Raw genomic sequence first — 20,331 nt, 5'->3', positions numbered from 1 at the left:
ATCAGTGAACCCCATCAGCCCACCGACCGCACCGCCACTGCCCGCGCATGCCCACGCGAGGTCACGATCCCCAGGAAGGAAATCACGATCGCCAGGCTCAAGGTCGCCGTCACCTCAGCCCGGTGCTCCGGGGTATACATCATCACCGCCAGCGCACCGCTGATGAAGGCAATCACCGCCCAGGTCAGCCATGGGAACAGCCACATGCGGAACTTCAGCTCGGCATTTTCCCGCTCCAGGCGACGGCGCATGCGCAGCTGGGAAATGGCGATCACCAGGTACACCAGCAAAGCGATGGCGCCGGAGCTTGCGAGCAGGAACTCGAAAACGCCCTTGGGCGCGAAGTAATTGAGGACGGCGATGGCCGCGCCGATCAGGGTGCTGCCGAACACGGCCGCACGCGGCACGCCGACCTTGGAGGTCTTGTTGAGGAAGGCTGGGGCATCACCGCGCTTGGCCAACGAGTACATCATCCGCGAGGCGATGTAGATCGACGAGTTCATGCAACTGGTGACGGCGATCAGCACCACGAAATCCACCATCAGTGCGGCATTGGGGATGTTCATGATTTCCAGCGCGCGCTGGTACGAACCCACCACCGCAAGCTGTGGATCGTTCCACGGCACCACCGAGATGATCACGAAGATCGACAGGATGTAGAAGGTGCTGATGCGCCAGATCACCGAGCGGGTGGCCTTGGCGATGTTGCGCGAGGGGTCGCTGGACTCGGATGCGGCGATGGTCACCGCCTCGGTGCCAATGAAGCTGAACATCACGGTGATGAAGGCACCGACCACCGCCGACCAGCCTTTGGGGGCGAAGCCGCCGTACTCGGCCATCAGGGTGCTCAGGCCGCTGACTTCGCGGTTGGGCAGCCAGCCCATCAGCGCGGCGAAACCTAGGCCGATGAAGCCCAGAATCGCCGTGACCTTGAGGATGGCGAACCAGAACTCGAACTCACCGTACTTGGCCACGCTGAACAGGTTGGTGCTGGCCAGCAGCAGGACTGACGCGAGGGCGAAGATCCAGCTGTCCACCTGCGGGAACCAGGCGTTGAGCACGTGCCCGGCGGCAAGTGCTTCGATGGGAATCACCAGGACCCAGAACCACCAGTACAACCAGCCGATGGTGTAGCCGGCCCAGCGGCCTATGGCCTGGTCGGCGTAGGTGGAGAATGAACCCGTATCGGGGTGCGCTACGGCCATTTCGCCGAGCATGCGCATGACCAGCACCACCAGGGTTCCGGCCACGAAGTAAGAAAGAATGGTTGCTGGCCCGGCCGCCGCGATGGCGTGCCCGGAACCCACGAAAAGTCCGGCGCCGATGATGCCCGCGATGGACAGCATCGTTACGTGACGTGGCTTGAAACCTTGTGCAAGGTTGCCATCAGATCCCACGGTGCTCATTGATGTTGTTCTCTTTTTGCTGACACAAGGAAAGGACGGGCAGACGTAAGCGAAAAAATCTCCTTGGGAAGAACGTAAGGGGCACGTCACTCGCGCTCTGTTGTAGGCCTTTTGCACGCTTTACAGAGCAACGCGCCAGCGGAATTCGGGCTTCATTTAAGCCCCGTGAGGCTGTAGGAAATTACACGAGAACGTCCCGTAGGTGCGCGATCACGACAAGGGTTTTCCGATTGCGTCACAAGTTGCAGATGGCGTGTCTGAACGCGCCTGCTGGCGAATTGGAGGTTTCGTTTTTCATGCGGATGTGCTGGGGCGGCGTGAGCCTGCGGGGCGGCGTTAAGTGCGGAGTAGACGTTCCCGGGAGGATGGCACCGGCTTCGCCGGGGTTCGCAGGTGAAACGCGCTCCTACAGGATCCCGGCGGTTGTTGGGGACGGCGCCGTGCCTGTAAGAGCGGTTTATCCGCGAAAGGGCTTTCGCGAGCAGATTGGAATCAGCGCACCAGGCAGGGCCGCTTGTGATCGAACGTCCAGCCCGGAATCAGAAATTGCATCGCCACGCTGTCATCCCGTGCGCCGAGCCCCATGTTGCGGTAGCACTCATGGGCCTTGGCCAGTTGGTCTTCATCGAGCTCCACGCCCAGCCCGGGGCGCTGCGGCACGCGCACATGGCCGTCGACGATGCGCAGCGGCTCGCGCGTCAGGCGCTGGCCGTCCTGCCAGATCCAGTGGGTGTCGATGGCGGTGATCTCGCCCGGCGCCGCGGCCGCCACCTGGGTGAACATGGCCAGGGAAATATCGAAGTGGTTGTTGGAGTGCGAGCCCCAGGTCAGCCCCCAGTCGTTGCACATCTGCGCTACACGCACCGAACCCTGCAGGGTCCAGAAGTGTGGGTCGGCCAGCGGAATGTCCACCGACTGCAACTGAATCGCGTGGCCCATCTGCCGCCAGTCGGTGGCGATCATGTTGGTGGCGGTCGGCAGCCCGGTCGCACGACGGAATTCCGCCATCACTTCACGGCCCGAGTAGCCATTTTCGGCACCGCATGGGTCTTCGGCGTAAGCCAGCACAGCGTGCTTGTCGCGGCACAGGGCGATGGCTTGCTTGAGTGACCATGCACCGTTGGGGTCCAGGGTGATGCGTGCCTCAGGGAAGCGCTCGGCCAGGGCGGTGACCGCTTCCATCTCCTCCTCGCCACGCAGCACGCCGCCCTTGAGCTTGAAGTCGCCAAAGCCATAACGCGCCTTCGCAGCTTCCGCCAGGCGCACCACAGCCTCAGGGGTCAGGGCTTTTTCGTGGCGTAGGCGGAACCAGTCGTTATCGGCGTCGGCTTCGTTGCGGTAGGCCAGGCTGGTCTGCTGACGGTCACCGATGTAGAACAGATAACCCAGCATCTTGACTGCTTCGCGCTGCTGGCCTTCACCCAGCAGTGCTGCCATCGGCACCCCCAGGTGTTGGCCAAGCAGGTCGAGCAAGGCCGACTCGATGGCCGTCACCGCGTGCACGGTGATGCGCAGGTCGAAGGTCTGCAGGCCACGACCAGCAGCGTCGCGGTTGCCGAACGTCTGGCGCATGGCGTTGAGCACGCGCTGGTAGTGGCCGATGGGCTGGCCGACCACCAGGCTGCGGGCGTCCTCCAGGGTCTGGCGAATGCTCTCGCCGCCAGGCACTTCACCCAGGCCGGTATTGCCAGCGCTGTCACGCACCACCACAACGTTGCGGGTGAAGTACGGGCCATGGGCACCGCTGAGGTTGAGCAGCATGCTGTCGTGGCCGGCCACCGGGATCACGCGCAGGTCGGTGACCACTGGGGTGGCGGTGTGTACCGGGGAGCCGCTGAAGGATTCTAGAGTGCTCTGCATGTTCATGTAGGGTTTCCTGCAGGTTCAGTGGGTCTGGCTCAACGCCGACTGCGGCTTGAGGCTGTTCGAGGAGGTGTTGGGGCGGGTGCGGACGAAGAACACCAGGATCGCTGCCAGCACCGAGGTCACCGCCAGGCCATACAGGCCACCCTGGATCGAGCCGGTCTGCTGCTCGAGCAGGCCGAAGGTGGTGGGAGCGACAAAGCCACCGAGGTTGCCGACGGAGTTGATCAGGGCGATCACCGCCGCAGCGATCCGCGCATCCAGGTACCCCTGGGGGATTGGCCAGAACAACGACGAGGCCGATTTGAAACCGATGGCGGCGAAACACACGGCGACGAATGCGAAGACCGGCCCGCCTGTGGTGGACATGAACATGCCGATGGCCGCGACCACCAGCGCGGCGGCCACCCAGGCCTGCTGGAACTTCCAGCGCGCCGAGCCTGCCGCGAAGGCATACATCGCCAGGATCGAGATCAGCCAGGGGATGGAGTTGAAGAAGCCCACCTGAATGTCGGACAGCTCGCCCATGCGCTTGATGATGCTCGGCAGCCAGAAGGTCGCTGCGTAGATGGTCAGCTGGATGCAGAAGTAGATCACGCAGAACAGCACGATCTGACGGTCCTTGAGCAGTCGCCAGGCCGACACCTTCACCACCCCGCCCGCCTCGCGCTCACGCTGCTCGCGGTCGATGGTTTCGACCAGGGCATCCTGCTCGGCCTTGCTCAGCCACTTGGCGTCCTGTGGTTTGGAGTCGAGCCAGAAGAACACGAAGAAGCACAGCACCACCGAGACCATGCCTTCGATGAACAGCATCCACTGCCAGCCGTGCAGGCCCATGCCCTGAATCTGCATCAAGGCGCCGGCCAGGGGCCCGGAAATCAGCGATGCCACTGCCGAACCGCTGAGAAAGATGGCAATGGCCTTGCCGCGCTCGGCAGCTGGCAACCAACGGGTGAAGTAATAGATGACCCCTGGGAAGAAACCGGCCTCGGCCACCCCCAGCAGGAAGCGCAGTACATAGAACTGGGTTTCGTTCTGCACGAACGCCATGGCCGTAGCGACCAGCCCCCAGGTGAACATGATGCGGGTCAGCCACAGGCGTGCACCGACACGCTGCAACAGCATGTTCGACGGCACTTCGAACAGGGCGTAGCCAATGAAGAAAAGCCCTGCGCCGAAACCGTAGGCCGCCGCGCTGATGCCAAGGTCGCTTTCCAGGTGCGGGCGCACGAAACCGATGTTGACGCGGTCGAGGTAGTTGACGATGAACATGATGACGAACAGCGGCAGGACATGGCGCTTGACCTTGGCCACGGCACTGGCCAACGCGTCGCCACCGCTTCGGGCGGACGGATCGAGGGTGTCGTTCACGTGAAATCTCCCACTAATTGTTTTTGTGCGGGTCGAGAGGCTGTCGTCGGCGGGAGGCAGTCCGCCGGGGTTGTCTGACAGGCCAGTGGGAACGAGCATATTCGCCGGGCAGTTGTACGACAAGACGTGAAAAACCGTCTAAATGGCAAAATACAAGCTGCAAAAAGCCTAAATTGCGCGATATTCGTTAAAACAGCGGCAAGACCACTCCGTCTTCGATACAAAAAATCTGCAAAAAATATTTCGATGCATTAACTTGTCATACAAGTTAATGGCTACTAGGAAAACCCATGGACACCTACTCCCGTGGCCACAGCCGCGCCCACGACCTGGTTTCGAGCCTGACCCAACACATTCTGCTGGGCACCTTCCAGCCCGGTGACAAGCTGCCCTCAGAAAACACGCTCGTGCGCGAGCATGGCGTCAGCCGCACGGTGGTACGCGAGGCTTTGTCGAAGCTACAGGCGTCGGGACTGGTGGAGCCACGCCACGGGATCGGCACCTTCGTGATCGAGCGCCAGGCCCAGACGGGCTTGCGGGTGGCGGCAGAGAACGCCGCCAGTGTGCGCGATCTGTTGGAGTTGAGAATCGGCCTGGAAGGCCAGGCCGCCGCCCTCGCCGCCCTGCGCCGCAGCGACGAGCACCTGAAGCGCATGCGCCAGGCGCTGGACGATTACCAGGACCTGGCAGCGGCCGGCGACAGCTGTATCGAGCCCGACCGGCGTTTCCACCTGCTGATTGCCGAAGCCACTGGCAACCTGTACTTCACCGAGATGATGATGCAGTTGGGCAATGGCATGATCCCGCGCAACCGCATGGCCCTGAACGAGCGTTCGGGCGCCAACCTGGCTCGCCATGCCTACCTGGCCAACCTCGAACACGAGGCCATCCTCAATGCCATTCGGCGCAAGGACCCAGATGCGGCGCGGGCGGCGATCTGCTTGCACCTGTCCAACAGCCGGGACCGTTTGTTGCCGGACTGACCGAACGGGTTACCAGGTCAGGCAGATCTTGCCGAAATGGCGATTGCTCTCCTGGTAGCGGAACGCATCGACGATCTGCTCCAGTTCGAAGTGCTTGTCTACCACAGGCCGCAGGCCATTGGCATCGATCGCCCGGACCATCGCCTGTTGCTGCGCCCGGCTGCCCACCAGCACGCCCTGCAGGCGGATCTGCCGTACCAGCGCCTGCACCAGCGGCAACTGCCCTGCCACCCCGGTGAGGATGCCGATCAGCGAGATATGCCCGCCGATCCGTGCGGCGATCATCGACTGCTCCAGGGTCGCAGGGCCGCCCACTTCGATGACGTGATCGACACCCCGGTTGTCGGTGAGCTGGCGCACCTGCTCGCCCCAGGCGGGGGTGGTGCGGTAGTTGATCAGGTGGTCGGCGCCCAGCGACTTGAGGCGTTCGAGCTTGGCGTCGCTGGATGAGGTGGCGATGACCGTCGCGCCGGCCAACTTGGCGAATTGCAGGGCGAAGATCGACACCCCACCGGTGCCTTGCACCAGCACCGTGTCACCGGGCTTGAGGTGGTCATCGCTCATCAGCGCACGCCAGGCGGTGAGGCCGGCGGTGGTCAGCGTGGCGGCTTCGGCATGGCTGTAGCCTTTGGGGGCCAGGGTGAAGGCGGTGGCACGGGCGGTCACGTGTTCGCGGGCGTAACCGTCGATGCCATCACCGGGGACGCTGGCGAAGCCTTCGACCTGGGCCTGGCCGTCGAGCCAGCCTGGGAAGAAGGTGCTGACCACAGCATCGCCGACCTTGAATTCATCGACACCCGCGCCGACCGCAACCACGTCGCCCGCGCCATCGGCCATGGGAATACGCCGCTCGCTCGGCCCCCACATGCCGCTGACCACGGCGAAGTCATGGTAGTTGAGGGAGCTGGCGTGCAGGCGCACGGTGATCTCGCCGGCCTTTGGTGCCGGGGCCTCGCAGGTGCCGACCTGGACCTTGTCGTAGCCGCCGCCGGGTTGGACGTAGATGGCCTTGCTGCTCATGGCTGGAACTCCTTGGATGGGGAAGCAGAACAGGAGCTTAGCCAGCAATGGCGGCGGTGTCTGTAATGGCCCCATCGCCGGCGGACGCCGCGCAGCCCCAGGCGGATTGTCCGTTGGCGACAGGCCCTTCAGCCCAACAGGCTGCGCAACGCGTGGCAGTCGGCGGCATGCCAGTCGGCAAGCTCAGGCCAGGGGTTGTCCGGCAGGTTCACCAACACCGTTCGCGCGCCCGCTGCGCGCCCGCAATCGAGATCGAAACGATAGTCCCCGACCATCACCAGCTCGCCCGGGGCCACGCCCCACGCATCAGCGATCTTCAACAAGCCATCTGGGCTGGGCTTGGGCGCGGCCTCGTCACGCCCGAGGATGTGCTCGACCGCAAAGCAGTCCGCCAAACCGATCGCTTCCAGGGTCACATGCGCCAGCTCCCGGGCATTACGGGTCAGAATACCCAGCCGGCAGCCACGCGCGGCCAGCTCACGCACCAGCTCCACCGCGCCGCTCGCGGCCGTGGAGGCAATGGCCAGGTCACGCTCGTGCTCCAGCAGCCAGGCATGCTTGGCTGCCGCCTCCGCTGCTGGCAACGCCGCCAGATGGGTGAGGATGTCATGCTCGGCAGGAATCTCCAACGCCTCGCGGATGGCCGCGAAATCGTGCACCGCCACGGTGAGCGTGCCGTCCATGTCGAACACCCAGTTGCGAATCTCGGCGAGGCTCATGCCCAGTCCTTGCGGTGACGAATCAGACCTTCCTGGGTGGAGGACGCCACCAACTGACCGGCGCGGTTGTAGATGCTGCCACGGCAGAAACCACGGGAGTTACCAGCCCACGGGCTGTCGGTGGCGTACAGCAGCCATTCATCGGCGCGCAGGTTACGGTGGAACCACAGCGCGTGGTCGAGGCTGGCGATCTGCATATCCTTCTGCCACACCGACTTGCCATGGGGCTGCAGCGAGGTGGTCAGCAGGCCGAAGTCCGAGGCATAGGCCAGCAGGTACTTGTGCAGCGCCGGGGTGTCCGGAAGGCTGCCGTCAGCGCGGAACCAGGCGTACTTGACCGGGTCGCCAGCCTTGGGATTGAACGGGTCGCGCTCGGTGACCGGGCGGATTTCGATCGGTTTGGCACACAGCACCTTCTCGCGAATGCGCTCGGGCAGGTGATCGGCCATGGTGCGCGCCAGCTCGACTTCACTGGGCAGATTCTCGGGGCCCACCACATCAGGCATCTGCGCCTGGTGCTCGAAGCCCTCCTCGTCGTACTGGAACGAGGCACTGCAGGTAAAGATGGTCTGGCCCTTCTGGATCGCCGTCACCCGGCGCGTGCTGAAGCTGCCGCCGTCGCGCACGCGGTCGACCGAATAGACCACCGGCAGGCTGGCATCGCCCGGCCGCAGGAAGTAGCCATGCAGCGAATGCACATGGCGCGCATCCTCGACCGTCTGGCTGGCCGCCGACAACGACTGGCCCAGTACCTGACCACCGTACAGCTGGCGGAAGCCCAGGTCCTGGCTGCGTCCGCGGAACAGGTTTTCCTCGATCGACTCGAGGCTCAACAGGTCGACCAGGTCGTCCAACACATGGCTCATCGGGGGTTCTCCTAGCAAGGCATCACAGCTCTTCGGCGCGCTCATCGGGGTAAATGATACAGGGTTTGTCATCGGCACCGCGCATGGCCAACCATTCAGCCGCGCAGGGTCTGCTCCCAGTGCGCCCGGTCGATGCGATACAGCACATGGGGGCGCAAAGGGTGACCTGCGGGTAGGCGGGGGTGTTCGAAACTGCCAGAAACGTCCTGCACCATGCCAATGGCCTGCATGACTTTCTGCGACGGCAGGTTGCCCTCGGTAGTGAACGACACCACTTCATCCAGGCGCAATTGGGCGAAAGCACAACGCAGGCACGTCCAGGCCGCCTCGCTGGCGAAACCCAACCCCCAGTGCCGCCGCGCCAGGCGCCAGCTTATCTCGACGGCCGGGGCGAAGGGGGCGTCGAAATTGACGTTGAGTAGGCCAGTCATGCCGATGAAGGCACCACTGTCCTTGCGCTCGAGCGCCCACAGGCCAAAGCCGTATTCGTTGAAGTGACCACGGATCCGTCCGATCAAGGCTGCCGCTTCCAGGCGCGTCATGGGGGCAGGGAAATAACGCATCACCTGCGGGTCCGCGCACAGGGCGGCGAACTCGCGCAAGTCGTCGTCGTGCCATTGACGCAGCACCAGACGTGCGCTTTCCAGATGCAAGATAGGGGTCATCGATGAGGCTCCGGTTTCACGGTCTTGCAGTTTAAAGCGTAGGCGCGGCCAGGGCGCCTTGAATGCAATTTTCACAACCCCTTCACCGCCTCCCGACAGCACGCTTTCCAGAATGCCGGCATCCAACGCCGCGCCTGGCGCGGTCATGCCATCGGAGTGACGCATGCAGTCGAGCAACACACTGGAAGCCCCTATCGCCCACACCCAACGCAAGCGAAGTGGACGCCTGCGCACGCTTCTCGGTGCCGCCTTCGGCCTGTGCCTGATACTGGCGGCGTTGAGCACCTGGCTGGCAACGAGGACGCATATCGTGGACCTTGGCAACGAACAACAGTTAAGTGACAGCGGCCTGCTGCAGGACTGGGCCGAGGGTGCGGTGATCGTCATGGTCCGCCATGCCGAACGCTGCGACAGCGCCCCCGGCCCGTGCCTGGACGACCCCACCGGCATCACCGTGGCCGGCAGTGAGGCCGCCACCCGCGTCGGCCAGGGCTTGCAACACCTGGGGCTGGCCAACGCTGACATGCTCAGCAGCCCCAAGCTGCGCACACGCCAGACGGCTCATTTCATTCTTGGCCAAGCCGTGCCCAGCGAAGATTGGCTGGAGCGCTGCGACCGCTCGTTCGTCGACGATGCGCTGGCTCGCAAGCGCCCAGGCCACAACCTGGTGCTGGTCACCCACAATGGTTGCATCGACCATTTCCAGCGCGCGCAGAAGGTGGCTGGCGGCGAGCGTGACAGCGGATACGCCAGCGCCCTGTTCGTTTCGGTGGACAGCACCGGCAAGGCAAGGATCCTGGGGCGCATGAACGCGCCGGACTGGCAGCGGGTACTGGCCACGACCGAGCGGTAGCCTTGCAACGCTGGCATTGGCAACGACACGGCAACTGCTGGCAAGATGGCCGCTGGCCCTGAATGCGAACCTGCCATGCCGTTGCCGTTGATCTACCACGAAGACTACAGCCCGGAATTTCCCCCCGAGCACCGCTTCCCGATGGACAAGTTCCGCCTGTTGCACGATCACCTGATCGACAGCGGACTGACCACCGACCAGGCGCTGCTGCGTCCGGAAATCTGCCCGAACGACGTCCTCGCCCTGGCCCATGACAGGGGCTACATCGAGCGCTACATGAGTGGCGAACTGTCTCGCGAAGACCAGCGCCGTCTTGGCTTGCCATGGAGCGAGGCCCTGGCTCGGCGGACCGTGCGCGCCGTCGGCGGGTCGCTGCTCACCGCCGAAATGGCGCTGCGCCATGGGGTGGCCTGTCACCTGGCCGGCGGCACCCACCATGCCCACTATGACCACCCCGCCGGCTTCTGCATTTTCAACGACCTGGCGGTGATCAGCCGTTACCTGCTGGAGGCTGGGCGCGTGCACCGGGTCCTGATCTTCGACTGCGACGTGCATCAGGGCGACGGCACCGCGCGCATTCTCCATGACACCCCCGATGCCATCACCGTGTCGCTGCACTGTGAACAGAACTTCCCGGCCCGCAAGGCGCAAAGCGACTGGGACATCCCGTTGCCCCGAGGCATGGGCGACGCTGCGTACCTGAAGGTGGTGGACGATGCCCTCAACTACCTGTTACCGCTGTACCAGCCCGACCTCGTGCTGTACGACGCTGGGGTGGATGTGCACAAGGACGATGCCTTGGGTTACCTGCAACTTACCGATGAGGGCCTGGCTGCGCGTGACGAACAGGTCCTGCGCCATTGCCTGGGCCGCGATATCCCAGTGGTGGGCGTCATCGGTGGCGGCTACAGCAAGGACCGTCTGGCCCTGGCCAAGCGCCACGGGATCCTTCACCACAGCGCTGCGAAAGTCATCGGTTGTTCACAATGACTGTGGAACCGCTTGTGGATAACCTGCGGGAAAGCGGCTGCAGCCCTCTGAACACCTGGCGTACAAGGTGCTGATCATTTTTTGTTCAGTGCCGCCACAGGCCTGCCTGCGGTAGAATGCGCGCTCTTTTCCACAGCCTGCCCCCCACCATGTCCGATCTACACCCTGCCTCCCCTCCCCTGGTCGCCGTCATTGGCGCCGGCCCCGCTGGCTTGATGGCCGCCGAAGCCCTGGCCCAGGCCGGCCTCGCCGTGGAGGTGTTCGACGCCATGCCTTCGGTGGGTCGCAAGTTCCTGCTGGCGGGCGTGGGTGGCATGAACATCACCCATTCCGAGGCTTACCCGGCCTTCGTTTCGCGCTACGCCGAACGCCAGGGTGAGATCGACGCCCTGCTGCACGACTTCGATGCCGATGCTTTGCGCCAGTGGATCCACGGCCTGGGCATCGAGACCTTCGTCGGCACGTCGGGCCGTGTCTTCCCCCGCGACATGAAAGCCGCGCCACTGCTGCGTGCCTGGCTCAAGCGCCTGCGCGACAGCGGCGTGGTTATCCACACCCGCCATCGCTGGCTGGGCTGGAACGATGACGGCAGCCTGCGGATTGCTTATCCACAGGGCGAACTGAGTGTATGCGCCAGTGCGGTAGTCCTGGCGTTGGGTGGTGGTAGCTGGGCACGCCTGGGCTCGGATGGCAGCTGGCAGCCGCTGCTGGCCGCCCGGGGTGTGGATATCTCGCCGCTGCAACCGAGCAACTGTGGCTTTGAAGTCGCAGGCTGGAGTGCATTGCTCAAGGACAAGTTCGCCGGCGCACCACTGAAGAACATCGCCCTCAGCGTGCCTGGCAGTGCGCCGCGCAAGGGCGAATTCATTCTTACCGCCCAGGGTGTCGAGGGCAGCCTGGTGTATGCCTGGTCGGCGCCGGTTCGCGAGGCGATCAACCGTGATGGCCGAGCAACGTTGCGACTCGACCTGCTGCCTGACCGGCCTGTGGATAAAATCGCTTTCGCCCTGGCCAAGCCACGAGGCTCGCGTTCCATGGCCAAGCACTTGCACAGCCAATTGGGGCTCGACGGCGTGAAAGCCGCCTTGCTGCGCGAACTGACCGACCAGGCCACCTTTGCCGACCCACAAGCGTTGGCACAGGCGATCAAGGCATTGCCCATCGAGTTGCTGCGTCCACGGCCGCTGGATGAAGCGATCAGCAGCGCCGGCGGCGTGCGCTTCGAGGGGCTGGATGAGGGGTTGATGATCAAGCAACTACCCGGCGTGTTTTGTGCCGGAGAGATGCTGGACTGGGAGGCCCCGACCGGGGGCTACCTGTTGACGGCGTGCTTTGCCAGCGGGCTGCGAGCGGGGCGCGCTGCGGCACAGTGGTTGGCCCATCCCAAACCCGCACGGTAGGCGCCGGCTCACCGGCGATTGGGCCGCAATGCGGCCCCGACCACCTCAAGGCTTACGCTTACGCGGCCCACTGTTGAAACTCGGCACCTTGCGTACTGCCTTGACCGGGGCTTCCGAGGCGCCAGACTCGGCACTGTCCATCCACCGTCCCAACCCACGCTTGGCGCTGTTCTCTTTCGGCTTCTTGGGCTTCTTCGGCTTCTTGATCACCTGGCCGCTGGCATCGGTCATCGGCACCCGGTGATCGGGGATGAAGTCCGGCTCTTCATGACGCGGTAGGGTCTGGCGGATCAAGGTTTCAATGCTGGCCAGCAGTTGCACTTCGTCGGCACACACCAGCGAAATGGCCTCGCCCTTGTTGCCCGCCCGGCCGGTGCGGCCGATGCGGTGCACATAGTCTTCGGCCACGATCGGCAGGTCCAGGTTGACCACCAGTGGCAGGTCGTCGATGTCCAGGCCGCGCGCCGCCACATCGGTGGCCACCAGCACCTGAATCTCGCGGGCCTTGAAACTGTCCAGCGCACGCTGGCGCGTGGCTTGTGGCCGGTCACCATGAATGCCATCGGCGTTCACGCCCTCGCCCATCAGACGCTCCACCAATTGGTCGACACCGTTACGGGTCTTGGCGAACACCAGCACTTGCTTCCAGCGTTGCTTGCGCAGCAGATGGCAGAACAGGTCGGCCTTGCGCTTCTTGTCCACCGGCACCAGCCACTGCTTGACCGTCGAAGCCGTGGTGTTGCGCGGGCTGACCTCGATGCTCAGCGGATCGTTCAGGGCCAGGCCCGCCAACATGCGGATCTGGTCGGAGAAGGTGGCGGAAAACAGCAGGGTCTGGCGCTTGCGCGGCAAGGCGGCATACACCGCCTGCAGTTCCTCGGCGAACCCCAGGTCGAGCATTCGGTCGGCTTCGTCGAGCACCAGGGTCTGCACTTGTGCGAACTTCACCGCATTCTGACGGAACAGGTCCAGCAGTCGCCCTGGGGTTGCCACCAACAGGTCGACACCCCGGCGCAGGCGCATCATCTGCGGGTTGATGCTGACACCGCCATACACCGCATAGGTGCTCAGCGGCAGGTTTTCGGCATACTCACGGATATTGGCATGCACCTGCTCGGCCAGTTCACGGGTCGGCACCAGCACCAGCGCTCGGATCGAGTTGCTGGCGACTTTTTCCCCTTCGAGGGCCAGGCGCTGCAACACCGGCAGGGCAAAACCCGCGGTCTTGCCGGTACCGGTCTGGGCCGCGGCCATCAGGTCGCGGCCGGCCAGCACGGCGGGAATGGCCTTGGCCTGGACAGGGGTCGGAGTGTTGTAGTCCAGGTGCTGCAACGTGCGCAGCAAGGGTTCGATCAGGCCGAGTTTGGCGAAATTCATGGCAATACCGTCAGGGGGGTTCAGCGAAGGCGGCAAGTTTACCGCAACACCCCACCCTACTTGCAGATTTCGCCTTTCAACGGCTGCACGGGCTGCGGCGGCCTGCGCCACTGTGGCAGGCCGATCAGCACTACCGCGCCAATGATCACCGCCATGGCCAGGCATTCTTCGGCGCCAATGGTCTCACCGGCAAAGACGATGCCGAGCAACACCGCAACCGCCGGATTGACATAGGCATAGCTGGTCGCTGCCGCCGGACGTACGTGCTTGAGCAGGTACATGTAGGCACTGAAGGCCAGGATCGAGCCGAAGAACACCAGGTAGGCAAGCGCGCCCCAACCGGCTGCGGTGGGCATCTGCGTCAAGCGCTCGCCGCTCAGGGCACTGCCCAGCAGCAATACCGCGCCGCCGACCAGCATCTCGGCGGCACTGGCCATCGCGCCCTGGGGCAAGGGCAGGTTTTTGCTCCACACCGAGCCGAACGCCCAGGCCGCCGCCGCGAACAGGATGAGTGCCGCGCCCATGGGGCTGGCTTGCAGGTTCGACCCCAGGTTCAGCAGCCCGATACCGACCAGGCCAAGGACGATCCCCGCCCACTCCAACCGCGAGTTGCGGTGACCGAACAGCAGCCCGAACAGCAAGGTGAAGAGGGGCACGGTGGCAACCGCCAAGGCCGCCACACCCGATGCAACCCCGGCATGCTCGGCCAGGGTCACACCGCCATTGCCGCAACTGAGTAACAGAAAGCCGATGGCGCCTGCCGCACGCCACTGCGTCCAGCTCGGTGCCGGCACCCCACGCCAGCGCAGGAAGCCATACAACAGGCTACCGGCAATCAAAAATCGCACCCCGGCCATGAGCATCGGCGGCCAGGTTTCGACACCGATGCGGATGAACAGGTAGGTGGAACCCCAGACCAGATACAAGGCCAGGAAGGCACCAATGAGCAACCAGGGAAGGCGACGGGAGGCAGGCATGGAAAAAGACTCGAAATCCGTTTACGGGTGACTTAGTTTAGAAAGGCTTCCGTGCAAACTTAAGTTACAAAACACGTTTAACACGCCCTTACACTTTGCAATGAACGTTTGTTCGGCCATTTTGCCGTTGAATGCAAAGCAGGAACCTCAGATGGACAAATACGACCGCATGCTGCTCGCCGCCCTGCTCGAAAACGGACGGGCCACCTACGCACAACTGGCTCGCCAGGTAAATCTTTCGGCGCCGGCGGTCGCGGAAAGGGTGGCCAAGCTTGAAGCCACAGGGGTCATCTCTGGCTACACGGCCAAGGTCAACCTGGCCAAGATCGGCCTGCCGATACAGTGCGTGATCGAATTGCGGCTGGCCAGCCATGGCAATCAACAGAGCTATGACGAGCTGGCCCGCATACCCGAGCTGACCGAGTGCCACCGGGTGACCGGCGACCCTTGCGTGATCATGCAGGCTGCCGTGGGTTCGATGCTTGAACTGGAAGCGTTGATCAACCGCGTTTCGCAGCTGGGTTTCAGCAAGACCTCGATCATTCTGTCCAGCGCGGTGGAACGGCGGGTGCCGCTGGATCACCTGCAGAGCAATGGCAAGAAAAGCTGAGTTCAATGGCGCAGCAACAGGCGCCCCTCGATAGGTACGTAGCGGCTGGCGGCGCGAATCAGCGACAACGCGGTCAGCCCTGGCACGCCATAGACCACCGCCTCGGTGCCATGGCGCTGGATCACGCGCTCGAGCAACAGGTCGAAATCGCCATCGCCTGAGGCCAGCACCACTTGGTCGACACGGCTGGCGGCATCGATCACATCCAGGGTGATACCCACGTCCCAGTCGCCCTTGGCCGAGCCATCGCTGCGCTGGATGAAGGGTTTGAGACGTACATCGAAACCGAGGTTGCGCAGGATCTGCTGAAATTGCTGTTGTTTGGTGTCGCCACGGTCGATGGCGTACGCCACAGCTTCGACGATCTCGCCCTCGCGACACACATCGGCCCATAGCGCGGTGTAATTGAAGTGGCAACCGTAGGCCTGGCGCACGGTGTAGTAGAGGTTCTGCACATCGGCGAACAGCGCGATCTTCTTCACGACTCACTCTCGGCAGGAAGGGGCGCAACGCACCCCTGAAATGCCTCCAGTATGCCAGACCGGTCAGACGAAGGTGTCGTCGTCGGAGAAGAACCCGCCGTCATCGCTGCCATAGTCGGTATCCGCATACCCCCCCTGATCAGCGCCCCAGCCACCGTTGTCGGCGACCTGCCGAGGCTCGGAAGCGTCGTTCCAACCACCGTTGTCGCTGGCCGGGGCCGGTTCTTCCTTGATCACCTCGACCACCTCATCCGGCTGCGAGTGATGGTTGAACAGGCTGCTGATACCCTGCGCCAGCAAGACGCCGCCCGCCACACCGGCCGCGGTCTGCATGGCACCGCCGAGGAAGCTGCTGGCACCACTGCGGGCCGGGGCTGCACCGAAACCTGGCTGCTGCACAGGGGGCTGGGAGAACCCAGGTGCGGACGGCTCGCGCCAGCCGCCTCCACCGGAAGCAGGCGCTGCTGGGCGTTGAGGTTGCTGAACCGGCTCTGGGTTGCGTGTGCCTGCGCCGAAGATGCTGGACAGGAAACCACCGCTGCTGCTGTTGCTGCTGCGGGTTGCCTCGAGCTGGGCACGGGCTTGCTTGAGTTCGGCTTCGAGCTGTTTGTTCTGCTCGTCCAGGCGCTTGATCGCAGCCTCCTGGACCAGAATGGCCTGGGCCATGTAGTAAGGCGCGGCCGGTTGCTGTCGCAGGTGGTCCTCGATGCGCGCCTGGGCCTGGGCATCGCGAGGCTGGCTCGGGTCCTCGGCTTGCTTGATGCGACCGAACAGGCCGTCGATCAGGGTTTGTTCTTCAGTGTTCATGGAGCTACCTCATGGGGGAGCAGGACATCGGATGTGTCAAAGATGGGGCGCGTAACCAGAGGATTCAATCATCGAGACGGTGAAACATTTTTTAGCAACTGGCCGCTCTGGGCTAAAGTAAGGCCCCTGCTTCTACAGCCATGCGATGTTGACTGATGAATCCGCTGAGCGTTCTGCGCGACTCCCTGTACTTCTTCCGCCGCCACTTGCAGAGCATCATTGCGCTGTGCCTGCCACTGGTGGTGCTCGAGGCCCTGCTGACTCAACTGCTGTACCGGCAAATGGGCGAGCAGGCCTCACCTGCCTACGGCATGCTGGTCAGTCTTCTGTTCTACCCGCTCTACAGCGCGGCGCTGATCCTCTACCTGGACACCCGCAGCAACGGCCAGGACATCCCCAAGCGCAACCTGTTCGCCCGCGCCGTGCAGCTGTGGCCGCAACTGGCGCTGCTGATCCTGATCAGCTCGCTGCTGATCATGGCGGGCCTGGCGCTGTTCATCTTCCCGGGCGTGTGGATCATGATCAACCTGGTGTTCGCCGAGTACCTGCTGGTTCTGCGCGGCCTGCCAGTGGTGCAAGCGATGCGCGAAAGCGCGCGGATGACCACCGGCCATTTCATGCGCATCATGATCTGCGTGGTGGGCGTGCTGGCGCCGATCTGGCTGATCGATGGCACGCTGCTGATGGCCATTGCAGAGCCTTCGCCGGCCGCCAAGCTGGCCATGGACAGCCTCAGCGGGTTCTTGCAACTGTTCAGCACCGTGGTGCTCTACCGCCTGTTCATGCTGCTCGAAGGCGAAGCTGGCGCGTGATACCTGACCGGCACCGCCCATTTCAGCAACGGTGCCGGCGCTGTCACGTGCCGCGTGGTTTGGCCCGCGCCGTGGCCTCGGCCACCAGCGGGTCATCCGGCCAGTAGTGCTTCGGGTAACGTCCTTTCAAGTCTTTCTTCACTTCGGCATAGGTCGTGCGCCAGAAGTTGGCCAGATCCTGAGTGACCTGCACCGGTCGGCGCGCGGGTGACAGCAAGTGCAGCTTCACCTGCAGGCGTCCTTGCGCAAGACGTGGCGTATCCGCCAAGCCAAAAAGCTCTTGCAGGCGCACGGCGAGAATCGGCGGGTACTCGCTGTAATCGAGCCTGATGTTCGAACCCGAAGGCACTGTCAGCGATTGCGGCGCCAGCTCATCCAGACGTTGCGGCAACGGCCAGGGCAGCAGGTTGCGCAGGATCGAGGACACATCCAGCGCGGCAAAATGGCTCAGCCGCGACACGTTGCCCAGGTACGGCTGCAGCCAGACATCGAGGCTCGCCAACAATGCCTCGTCGCTCAGATCAGGCCATTCGCTTTGGCCGTCCTGCGCGAGATCGAGCTGGCGCAACAACGCAATACGCGCCTGCCACTGGCGCAGTTCCGGCGTCCAGGTCAGCAGGTTGAGGCCTTTGCGTCGCACCAAACCGAGCAGGGCCTTGGTTCGCGCCTCTTCATCCAAACCAGGCAAGGGTTCGCGACTGAGTACCAGTTCGCCCACTTTGCGCTGACGCTCGGCACGCAAAACGTTCTCCCGCTCGTCCCAGTCAAGAATATCGAGGACATCGACCTGCTCGGCCAGCACGCCGTCCAACAGCGCCGGGTCGAACTCGGCCGCCAGGTAGATGCGCTCTTCCCGCTGCCCCTGACGGCTGCCCAGGTCGGCGATCACCAGCCATGGACACTTCATCAGAGCATCGACCTCGGCGAACAGCGCTGCGCGGCCATTGGCCAGGCGATACTCGGCACCGCCCTCGCGGCGCTGCTGAGCGACCCGATCGGGATAGGCCAGCGCCAACAGCGCACCGAGCCAACGAGGATGGTCAGGGTCGGTAACCGCCGCTGCGGCCTTGCCGCGCAACAGCCCCCGGTACTGACGGGCCAGCTGGCGCGCACGCTGCACGCCCCCTTGGCTGTCACGACCGGCCTTGGCCTCGCCGCTGACCAGCGCCAGTCGGCTGTGCAAGTCGGCGCCAGCCCCGCGTTGGATATCGCGCTCGCCCAGCAAGGCGGCGACATCGCAGGCCATGTCGGCCAACCCCAGGCTCTGCCCGCGCAACAGCAGGTGCGCAATGCGCGGGTGGGCAGGCAGCTCGGCCATGGCCTGGCCGTGCTCGCTGAGATGATCGCGGCTGCCCGGCTTGAACGCGCCCAGCCGTGCCAGCAGGTCCCGGGCTTGAGCGAACGCAGCAGTCGGCGGCTGGTCGAGCCAGCGCAGTTGCCCTGGTTCAACCCCCCATCGCGCCAGTTGCAGGGCCAGGCCTGCCAGGTCGGCCTGAAGAATTTCGGCACTGCCGTGGGCCGCCAGCTGGTCGTGCTGGGCTTCGGACCACAGTCGGTAGCACACCCCCGGCTCCAGACGTCCAGCCCGCCCGGCACGTTGGGTGGCACTGGCCCGCGAGATGCGCTGCGTGTCCAGGCGCGTCATGCCACTGCCTGGGTCGAAACGCGGGACGCGTGCCAGGCCGGCGTCGATGACCACGCGCACACCGTCGATGGTCAGACTGGTTTCAGCGATATTGGTGGCCAGCACCACCTTGCGCTGGCCTTTGGGCGCAGGGTCGATGGCCGCACGCTGGGCGTTGAGGTCGAGTTCGCCGTGCAATGGGCACAGCAGGATCTCGGGACGTTCGCCGAGGGCATCGCGAAGGCTCTGGTTGACACGTCGAATCTCGGCCTGACCGGGCAGGAACACCAACAGGCTGCCGGTCTGGTCCGCCAAGGCCTGGAGCACACTGTCCACAACCCGTGGCTCGATGAATTCACCGGGTTGGAACGGGCGCCCCCAATGGATATCCACAGGGTGCATGCGACCCTCGCTGCTGACCACCGGCGCATCGTCCAGCAGCCGCGACAAGCGTTCGCCTTCCAAGGTCGCGGACATCAGCAGGATCTTCAGCGGCGGCTCGTCGCGCAGCAGTTCGCGGCCGCTGAGGCTCAGCGCCAGGGCCAGGTCGGCGTCCAGGCTGCGTTCGTGGAACTCGTCGAAAATCAGCAAGCCCACCCCGTCCAGCGCCGGGTCAGCCTGCAGGCGCCGCGTGAGGATACCTTCGGTGACCACTTCGATGCGGGTATGGGGGCCCACCTTGCTGTCCAGCCGGATGCGGTAGCCCACGGTTTCCCCGACCTTCTCGCCCAGCTCGCTGGCCAGGCGCTCGGCCGCCGCACGGGCGGCCAGGCGACGGGGTTCGAGCATGAGGATGGTCTGGCCGGCCAGCCAAGGTTCGTCCAGCAACGCCAAGGGTACCCGGGTGGTCTTGCCCGCACCGGGAGGCGCTTCTAGCACCGCTTCGTCACGGTTTTCCAGCGCCCGGCGCAGGGCGGGCAAGACAGCATCGATTGGTAATGAAATCATGGTGGTCCTCGAACAATCGTCCGAGTATAACGGCGAACCGAGCCTGCTCTATCATGGTCTTAGCATCAGGTGCTGGCGTAACGCCTAGCCTTGCAGTACACCTTTTTCGGAGATTCACATGCGTATCCCTTCCCGCGTCATTGGCAGCGTACTCATCGCCACCCTGCTGACCCAGCTGACGGCCTGTGGCACGCTGTTCTACCCTGACCGTCGCGGCCAGATCGAAGGCAAGATCGACCCTGTGGTCGCCGCGCTCGATGCCATCGGTATCCTGTTCTATGTCATTCCTGGCCTGATCGCCTTCGGCGTGGACTTCGCCACCGGTGCCATCTATTACCCCGGCGGCACCACGGCCCAGGTCGCGCCGGAGAAACTGCGCCAAGCCGTCACGCCCGACGGCAAGGTCGACAACCTCAAGCTGCAGGCCATTCTCGAAAGCGAGCTGGGCCAGCGCTTGCCGCTGAACGACCCGCGCTTGATCCAGCACCGTGGCAGCGTCGAGCAACTGGCCGCTTACGGCCTGGTCCCGGCCGCCTGAACCACACAAGGACATCGCCT

General features: G+C 64.1%; 19 protein-coding genes. 7 read left to right on the top strand and 12 right to left on the bottom strand.

Annotated elements, in window-relative coordinates; translation table 11 throughout:
* Positions 1-14 precede the first annotated feature (14 nt).
* From gabP to VXM67_RS05395, 3 genes are all read right to left on the bottom strand, one after another.
* Entirely contained in the window at positions 15-1,406 is a 1,392-nt protein-coding gene (gene gabP / locus VXM67_RS05405; RefSeq protein WP_023378589.1) for a GABA permease, read from the bottom strand.
* 492 nt (positions 1,407-1,898) lie between these two features.
* Entirely contained in the window at positions 1,899-3,272 is a 1,374-nt protein-coding gene (gene gudD, locus VXM67_RS05400; RefSeq protein WP_367237536.1) for a glucarate dehydratase, read from the bottom strand.
* An 18-nt stretch (positions 3,273-3,290) separates the two neighbouring features.
* The gene (locus tag VXM67_RS05395) at positions 3,291-4,640 is read right to left on the bottom strand and encodes an MFS transporter (protein ID WP_202675856.1); all 1,350 of its coding nucleotides are present in this window, start codon (positions 4,638-4,640) and stop codon (positions 3,291-3,293) included.
* 290 nt (positions 4,641-4,930) lie between these two features.
* Here VXM67_RS05395 and VXM67_RS05390 point away from each other — a divergent pair, with 290 nt between their 5' ends.
* Positions 4,931-5,623: a FadR/GntR family transcriptional regulator gene (locus VXM67_RS05390; protein ID WP_367237535.1), complete on the top strand. Its 693-nt coding sequence runs from the start codon at positions 4,931-4,933 to the stop codon at positions 5,621-5,623.
* A gap of 9 nt (positions 5,624-5,632) precedes the next feature.
* Here VXM67_RS05390 and VXM67_RS05385 read toward each other — a convergent pair whose 3' ends face one another.
* The 4 genes from VXM67_RS05385 to VXM67_RS05370 all read right to left on the bottom strand — a co-directional run bounded on the left by VXM67_RS05385 (position 5,633) and on the right by VXM67_RS05370 (position 8,893).
* Positions 5,633-6,643, bottom strand: a complete 1,011-nt coding sequence (locus VXM67_RS05385; RefSeq protein ID WP_023378585.1) for an NAD(P)-dependent alcohol dehydrogenase — start codon at positions 6,641-6,643, stop codon at positions 5,633-5,635.
* A gap of 128 nt (positions 6,644-6,771) precedes the next feature.
* Complete coding sequence (locus VXM67_RS05380) at positions 6,772-7,362, bottom strand: HAD family hydrolase (RefSeq protein ID WP_027908005.1); 591 nt, start codon at positions 7,360-7,362, stop codon at positions 6,772-6,774.
* Positions 7,359-8,228 (bottom strand): acyl-CoA thioesterase II, encoded by an 870-nt coding sequence (gene tesB, locus VXM67_RS05375; protein WP_023378583.1) that lies wholly within the window; start codon positions 8,226-8,228, stop codon positions 7,359-7,361. The genes VXM67_RS05380 and tesB overlap by 4 nt, the downstream gene beginning before the upstream one ends.
* 95 nt (positions 8,229-8,323) lie before the next feature.
* Positions 8,324-8,893 carry a GNAT family N-acetyltransferase gene (locus VXM67_RS05370; protein ID WP_023378582.1) on the bottom strand — a complete coding sequence of 190 codons (570 nt, stop codon included), beginning with the start codon at positions 8,891-8,893 and terminating at the stop codon, positions 8,324-8,326.
* 163 nt (positions 8,894-9,056) lie between these two features.
* Here VXM67_RS05370 and VXM67_RS05365 point away from each other — a divergent pair, with 163 nt between their 5' ends.
* The 3 genes from VXM67_RS05365 (at position 9,057) to VXM67_RS05355 (ending at position 12,136) form a co-directional block, all read left to right on the top strand.
* Positions 9,057-9,746 (top strand): histidine phosphatase family protein, encoded by a 690-nt coding sequence (locus VXM67_RS05365; protein WP_023378581.1) that lies wholly within the window; start codon positions 9,057-9,059, stop codon positions 9,744-9,746.
* A gap of 75 nt (positions 9,747-9,821) precedes the next feature.
* Complete coding sequence (locus VXM67_RS05360) at positions 9,822-10,736, top strand: histone deacetylase (RefSeq protein WP_023378579.1); 915 nt, start codon at positions 9,822-9,824, stop codon at positions 10,734-10,736.
* Positions 10,737-10,885: 149 nt separating this feature from the next.
* Positions 10,886-12,136 (top strand): TIGR03862 family flavoprotein, encoded by a 1,251-nt coding sequence (locus VXM67_RS05355; RefSeq protein WP_367237534.1) that lies wholly within the window; start codon positions 10,886-10,888, stop codon positions 12,134-12,136.
* A gap of 45 nt (positions 12,137-12,181) precedes the next feature.
* On the opposite strand, the gene VXM67_RS05350 is transcribed toward VXM67_RS05355, so the two are convergent.
* Together VXM67_RS05350 and yedA are read right to left on the bottom strand one after the other, a co-directional pair.
* On the bottom strand, positions 12,182-13,513 hold the full coding sequence (locus VXM67_RS05350) for a DEAD/DEAH box helicase (protein WP_027908003.1): 1,332 nt from the start codon (positions 13,511-13,513) through the stop codon (positions 12,182-12,184).
* Positions 13,514-13,569: 56 nt separating this feature from the next.
* Positions 13,570-14,490 carry a drug/metabolite exporter YedA gene (gene yedA / locus VXM67_RS05345; RefSeq protein ID WP_023378576.1) on the bottom strand — a complete coding sequence of 307 codons (921 nt, stop codon included), beginning with the start codon at positions 14,488-14,490 and terminating at the stop codon, positions 13,570-13,572.
* A gap of 151 nt (positions 14,491-14,641) precedes the next feature.
* On the opposite strand from yedA, the gene VXM67_RS05340 reads away from it, so the two are divergent.
* Positions 14,642-15,100 (top strand): Lrp/AsnC family transcriptional regulator, encoded by a 459-nt coding sequence (locus VXM67_RS05340; protein ID WP_027908001.1) that lies wholly within the window; start codon positions 14,642-14,644, stop codon positions 15,098-15,100.
* Positions 15,101-15,102: 2 nt separating this feature from the next.
* On the opposite strand, the gene VXM67_RS05335 is transcribed toward VXM67_RS05340, so the two are convergent.
* Positions 15,103-15,582 (bottom strand): NYN domain-containing protein, encoded by a 480-nt coding sequence (locus VXM67_RS05335; RefSeq protein WP_023378574.1) that lies wholly within the window; start codon positions 15,580-15,582, stop codon positions 15,103-15,105.
* Positions 15,583-15,645: 63 nt separating this feature from the next.
* On the bottom strand, positions 15,646-16,389 hold the full coding sequence (locus VXM67_RS05330) for a DUF2076 domain-containing protein (protein ID WP_027908000.1): 744 nt from the start codon (positions 16,387-16,389) through the stop codon (positions 15,646-15,648).
* A 155-nt stretch (positions 16,390-16,544) separates the two neighbouring features.
* On the opposite strand from VXM67_RS05330, the gene VXM67_RS05325 reads away from it, so the two are divergent.
* A complete protein-coding gene (locus tag VXM67_RS05325; protein WP_023378572.1) occupies positions 16,545-17,201 on the top strand; it encodes a YciC family protein in 657 nt (218 codons plus the stop codon).
* Between the two features lie 43 nt (positions 17,202-17,244).
* On the opposite strand, the gene hrpB is transcribed toward VXM67_RS05325, so the two are convergent.
* Complete coding sequence (gene hrpB, locus VXM67_RS05320) at positions 17,245-19,773, bottom strand: ATP-dependent helicase HrpB (protein ID WP_104882211.1); 2,529 nt, start codon at positions 19,771-19,773, stop codon at positions 17,245-17,247.
* A 118-nt stretch (positions 19,774-19,891) separates the two neighbouring features.
* On the opposite strand from hrpB, the gene VXM67_RS05315 reads away from it, so the two are divergent.
* Positions 19,892-20,311 (top strand): hypothetical protein, encoded by a 420-nt coding sequence (locus VXM67_RS05315; protein WP_023378570.1) that lies wholly within the window; start codon positions 19,892-19,894, stop codon positions 20,309-20,311.
* The last annotated feature ends 20 nt before the right edge of the window (positions 20,312-20,331 follow it).

Source organism: Pseudomonas sp. Rh2 (assembly GCF_040762985.1).
Lineage (GTDB): Bacteria > Pseudomonadota > Gammaproteobacteria > Pseudomonadales > Pseudomonadaceae > Aquipseudomonas > Aquipseudomonas taiwanensis.
Note: the sequence above shows the minus strand (reverse complement) of the source record. Positions and strands in the feature narration are given on the sequence as shown.

What these genes read in the sequence shown, in the direction of transcription:
- gabP (WP_023378589.1), bottom strand. Translation starts at nt 1,406, where the DNA reads ATGAGCACCGTGGGATCTGATGGCAACCTTGCACAAGGTTTCAAGCCA.
- gudD (WP_367237536.1), bottom strand. Translation starts at nt 3,272, where the DNA reads ATGAACATGCAGAGCACTCTAGAATCCTTCAGCGGCTCCCCGGTACAC.
- VXM67_RS05390 (WP_367237535.1), top strand. Translation starts at nt 4,931, where the DNA reads ATGGACACCTACTCCCGTGGCCACAGCCGCGCCCACGACCTGGTTTCG.
- VXM67_RS05385 (WP_023378585.1), bottom strand. Translation starts at nt 6,643, where the DNA reads ATGAGCAGCAAGGCCATCTACGTCCAACCCGGCGGCGGCTACGACAAG.
- VXM67_RS05380 (WP_027908005.1), bottom strand. Translation starts at nt 7,362, where the DNA reads ATGAGCCTCGCCGAGATTCGCAACTGGGTGTTCGACATGGACGGCACG.
- tesB (WP_023378583.1), bottom strand. Translation starts at nt 8,228, where the DNA reads ATGAGCCATGTGTTGGACGACCTGGTCGACCTGTTGAGCCTCGAGTCG.
- VXM67_RS05370 (WP_023378582.1), bottom strand. Translation starts at nt 8,893, where the DNA reads ATGACCCCTATCTTGCATCTGGAAAGCGCACGTCTGGTGCTGCGTCAA.
- VXM67_RS05365 (WP_023378581.1), top strand. Translation starts at nt 9,057, where the DNA reads ATGCAGTCGAGCAACACACTGGAAGCCCCTATCGCCCACACCCAACGC.
- VXM67_RS05360 (WP_023378579.1), top strand. Translation starts at nt 9,822, where the DNA reads ATGCCGTTGCCGTTGATCTACCACGAAGACTACAGCCCGGAATTTCCC.
- VXM67_RS05355 (WP_367237534.1), top strand. Translation starts at nt 10,886, where the DNA reads ATGTCCGATCTACACCCTGCCTCCCCTCCCCTGGTCGCCGTCATTGGC.
- VXM67_RS05350 (WP_027908003.1), bottom strand. Translation starts at nt 13,513, where the DNA reads ATGAATTTCGCCAAACTCGGCCTGATCGAACCCTTGCTGCGCACGTTG.
- yedA (WP_023378576.1), bottom strand. Translation starts at nt 14,490, where the DNA reads ATGCCTGCCTCCCGTCGCCTTCCCTGGTTGCTCATTGGTGCCTTCCTG.
- VXM67_RS05340 (WP_027908001.1), top strand. Translation starts at nt 14,642, where the DNA reads ATGGACAAATACGACCGCATGCTGCTCGCCGCCCTGCTCGAAAACGGA.
- VXM67_RS05330 (WP_027908000.1), bottom strand. Translation starts at nt 16,389, where the DNA reads ATGAACACTGAAGAACAAACCCTGATCGACGGCCTGTTCGGTCGCATC.
- VXM67_RS05325 (WP_023378572.1), top strand. Translation starts at nt 16,545, where the DNA reads ATGAATCCGCTGAGCGTTCTGCGCGACTCCCTGTACTTCTTCCGCCGC.
- hrpB (WP_104882211.1), bottom strand. Translation starts at nt 19,773, where the DNA reads ATGATTTCATTACCAATCGATGCTGTCTTGCCCGCCCTGCGCCGGGCG.
- VXM67_RS05315 (WP_023378570.1), top strand. Translation starts at nt 19,892, where the DNA reads ATGCGTATCCCTTCCCGCGTCATTGGCAGCGTACTCATCGCCACCCTG.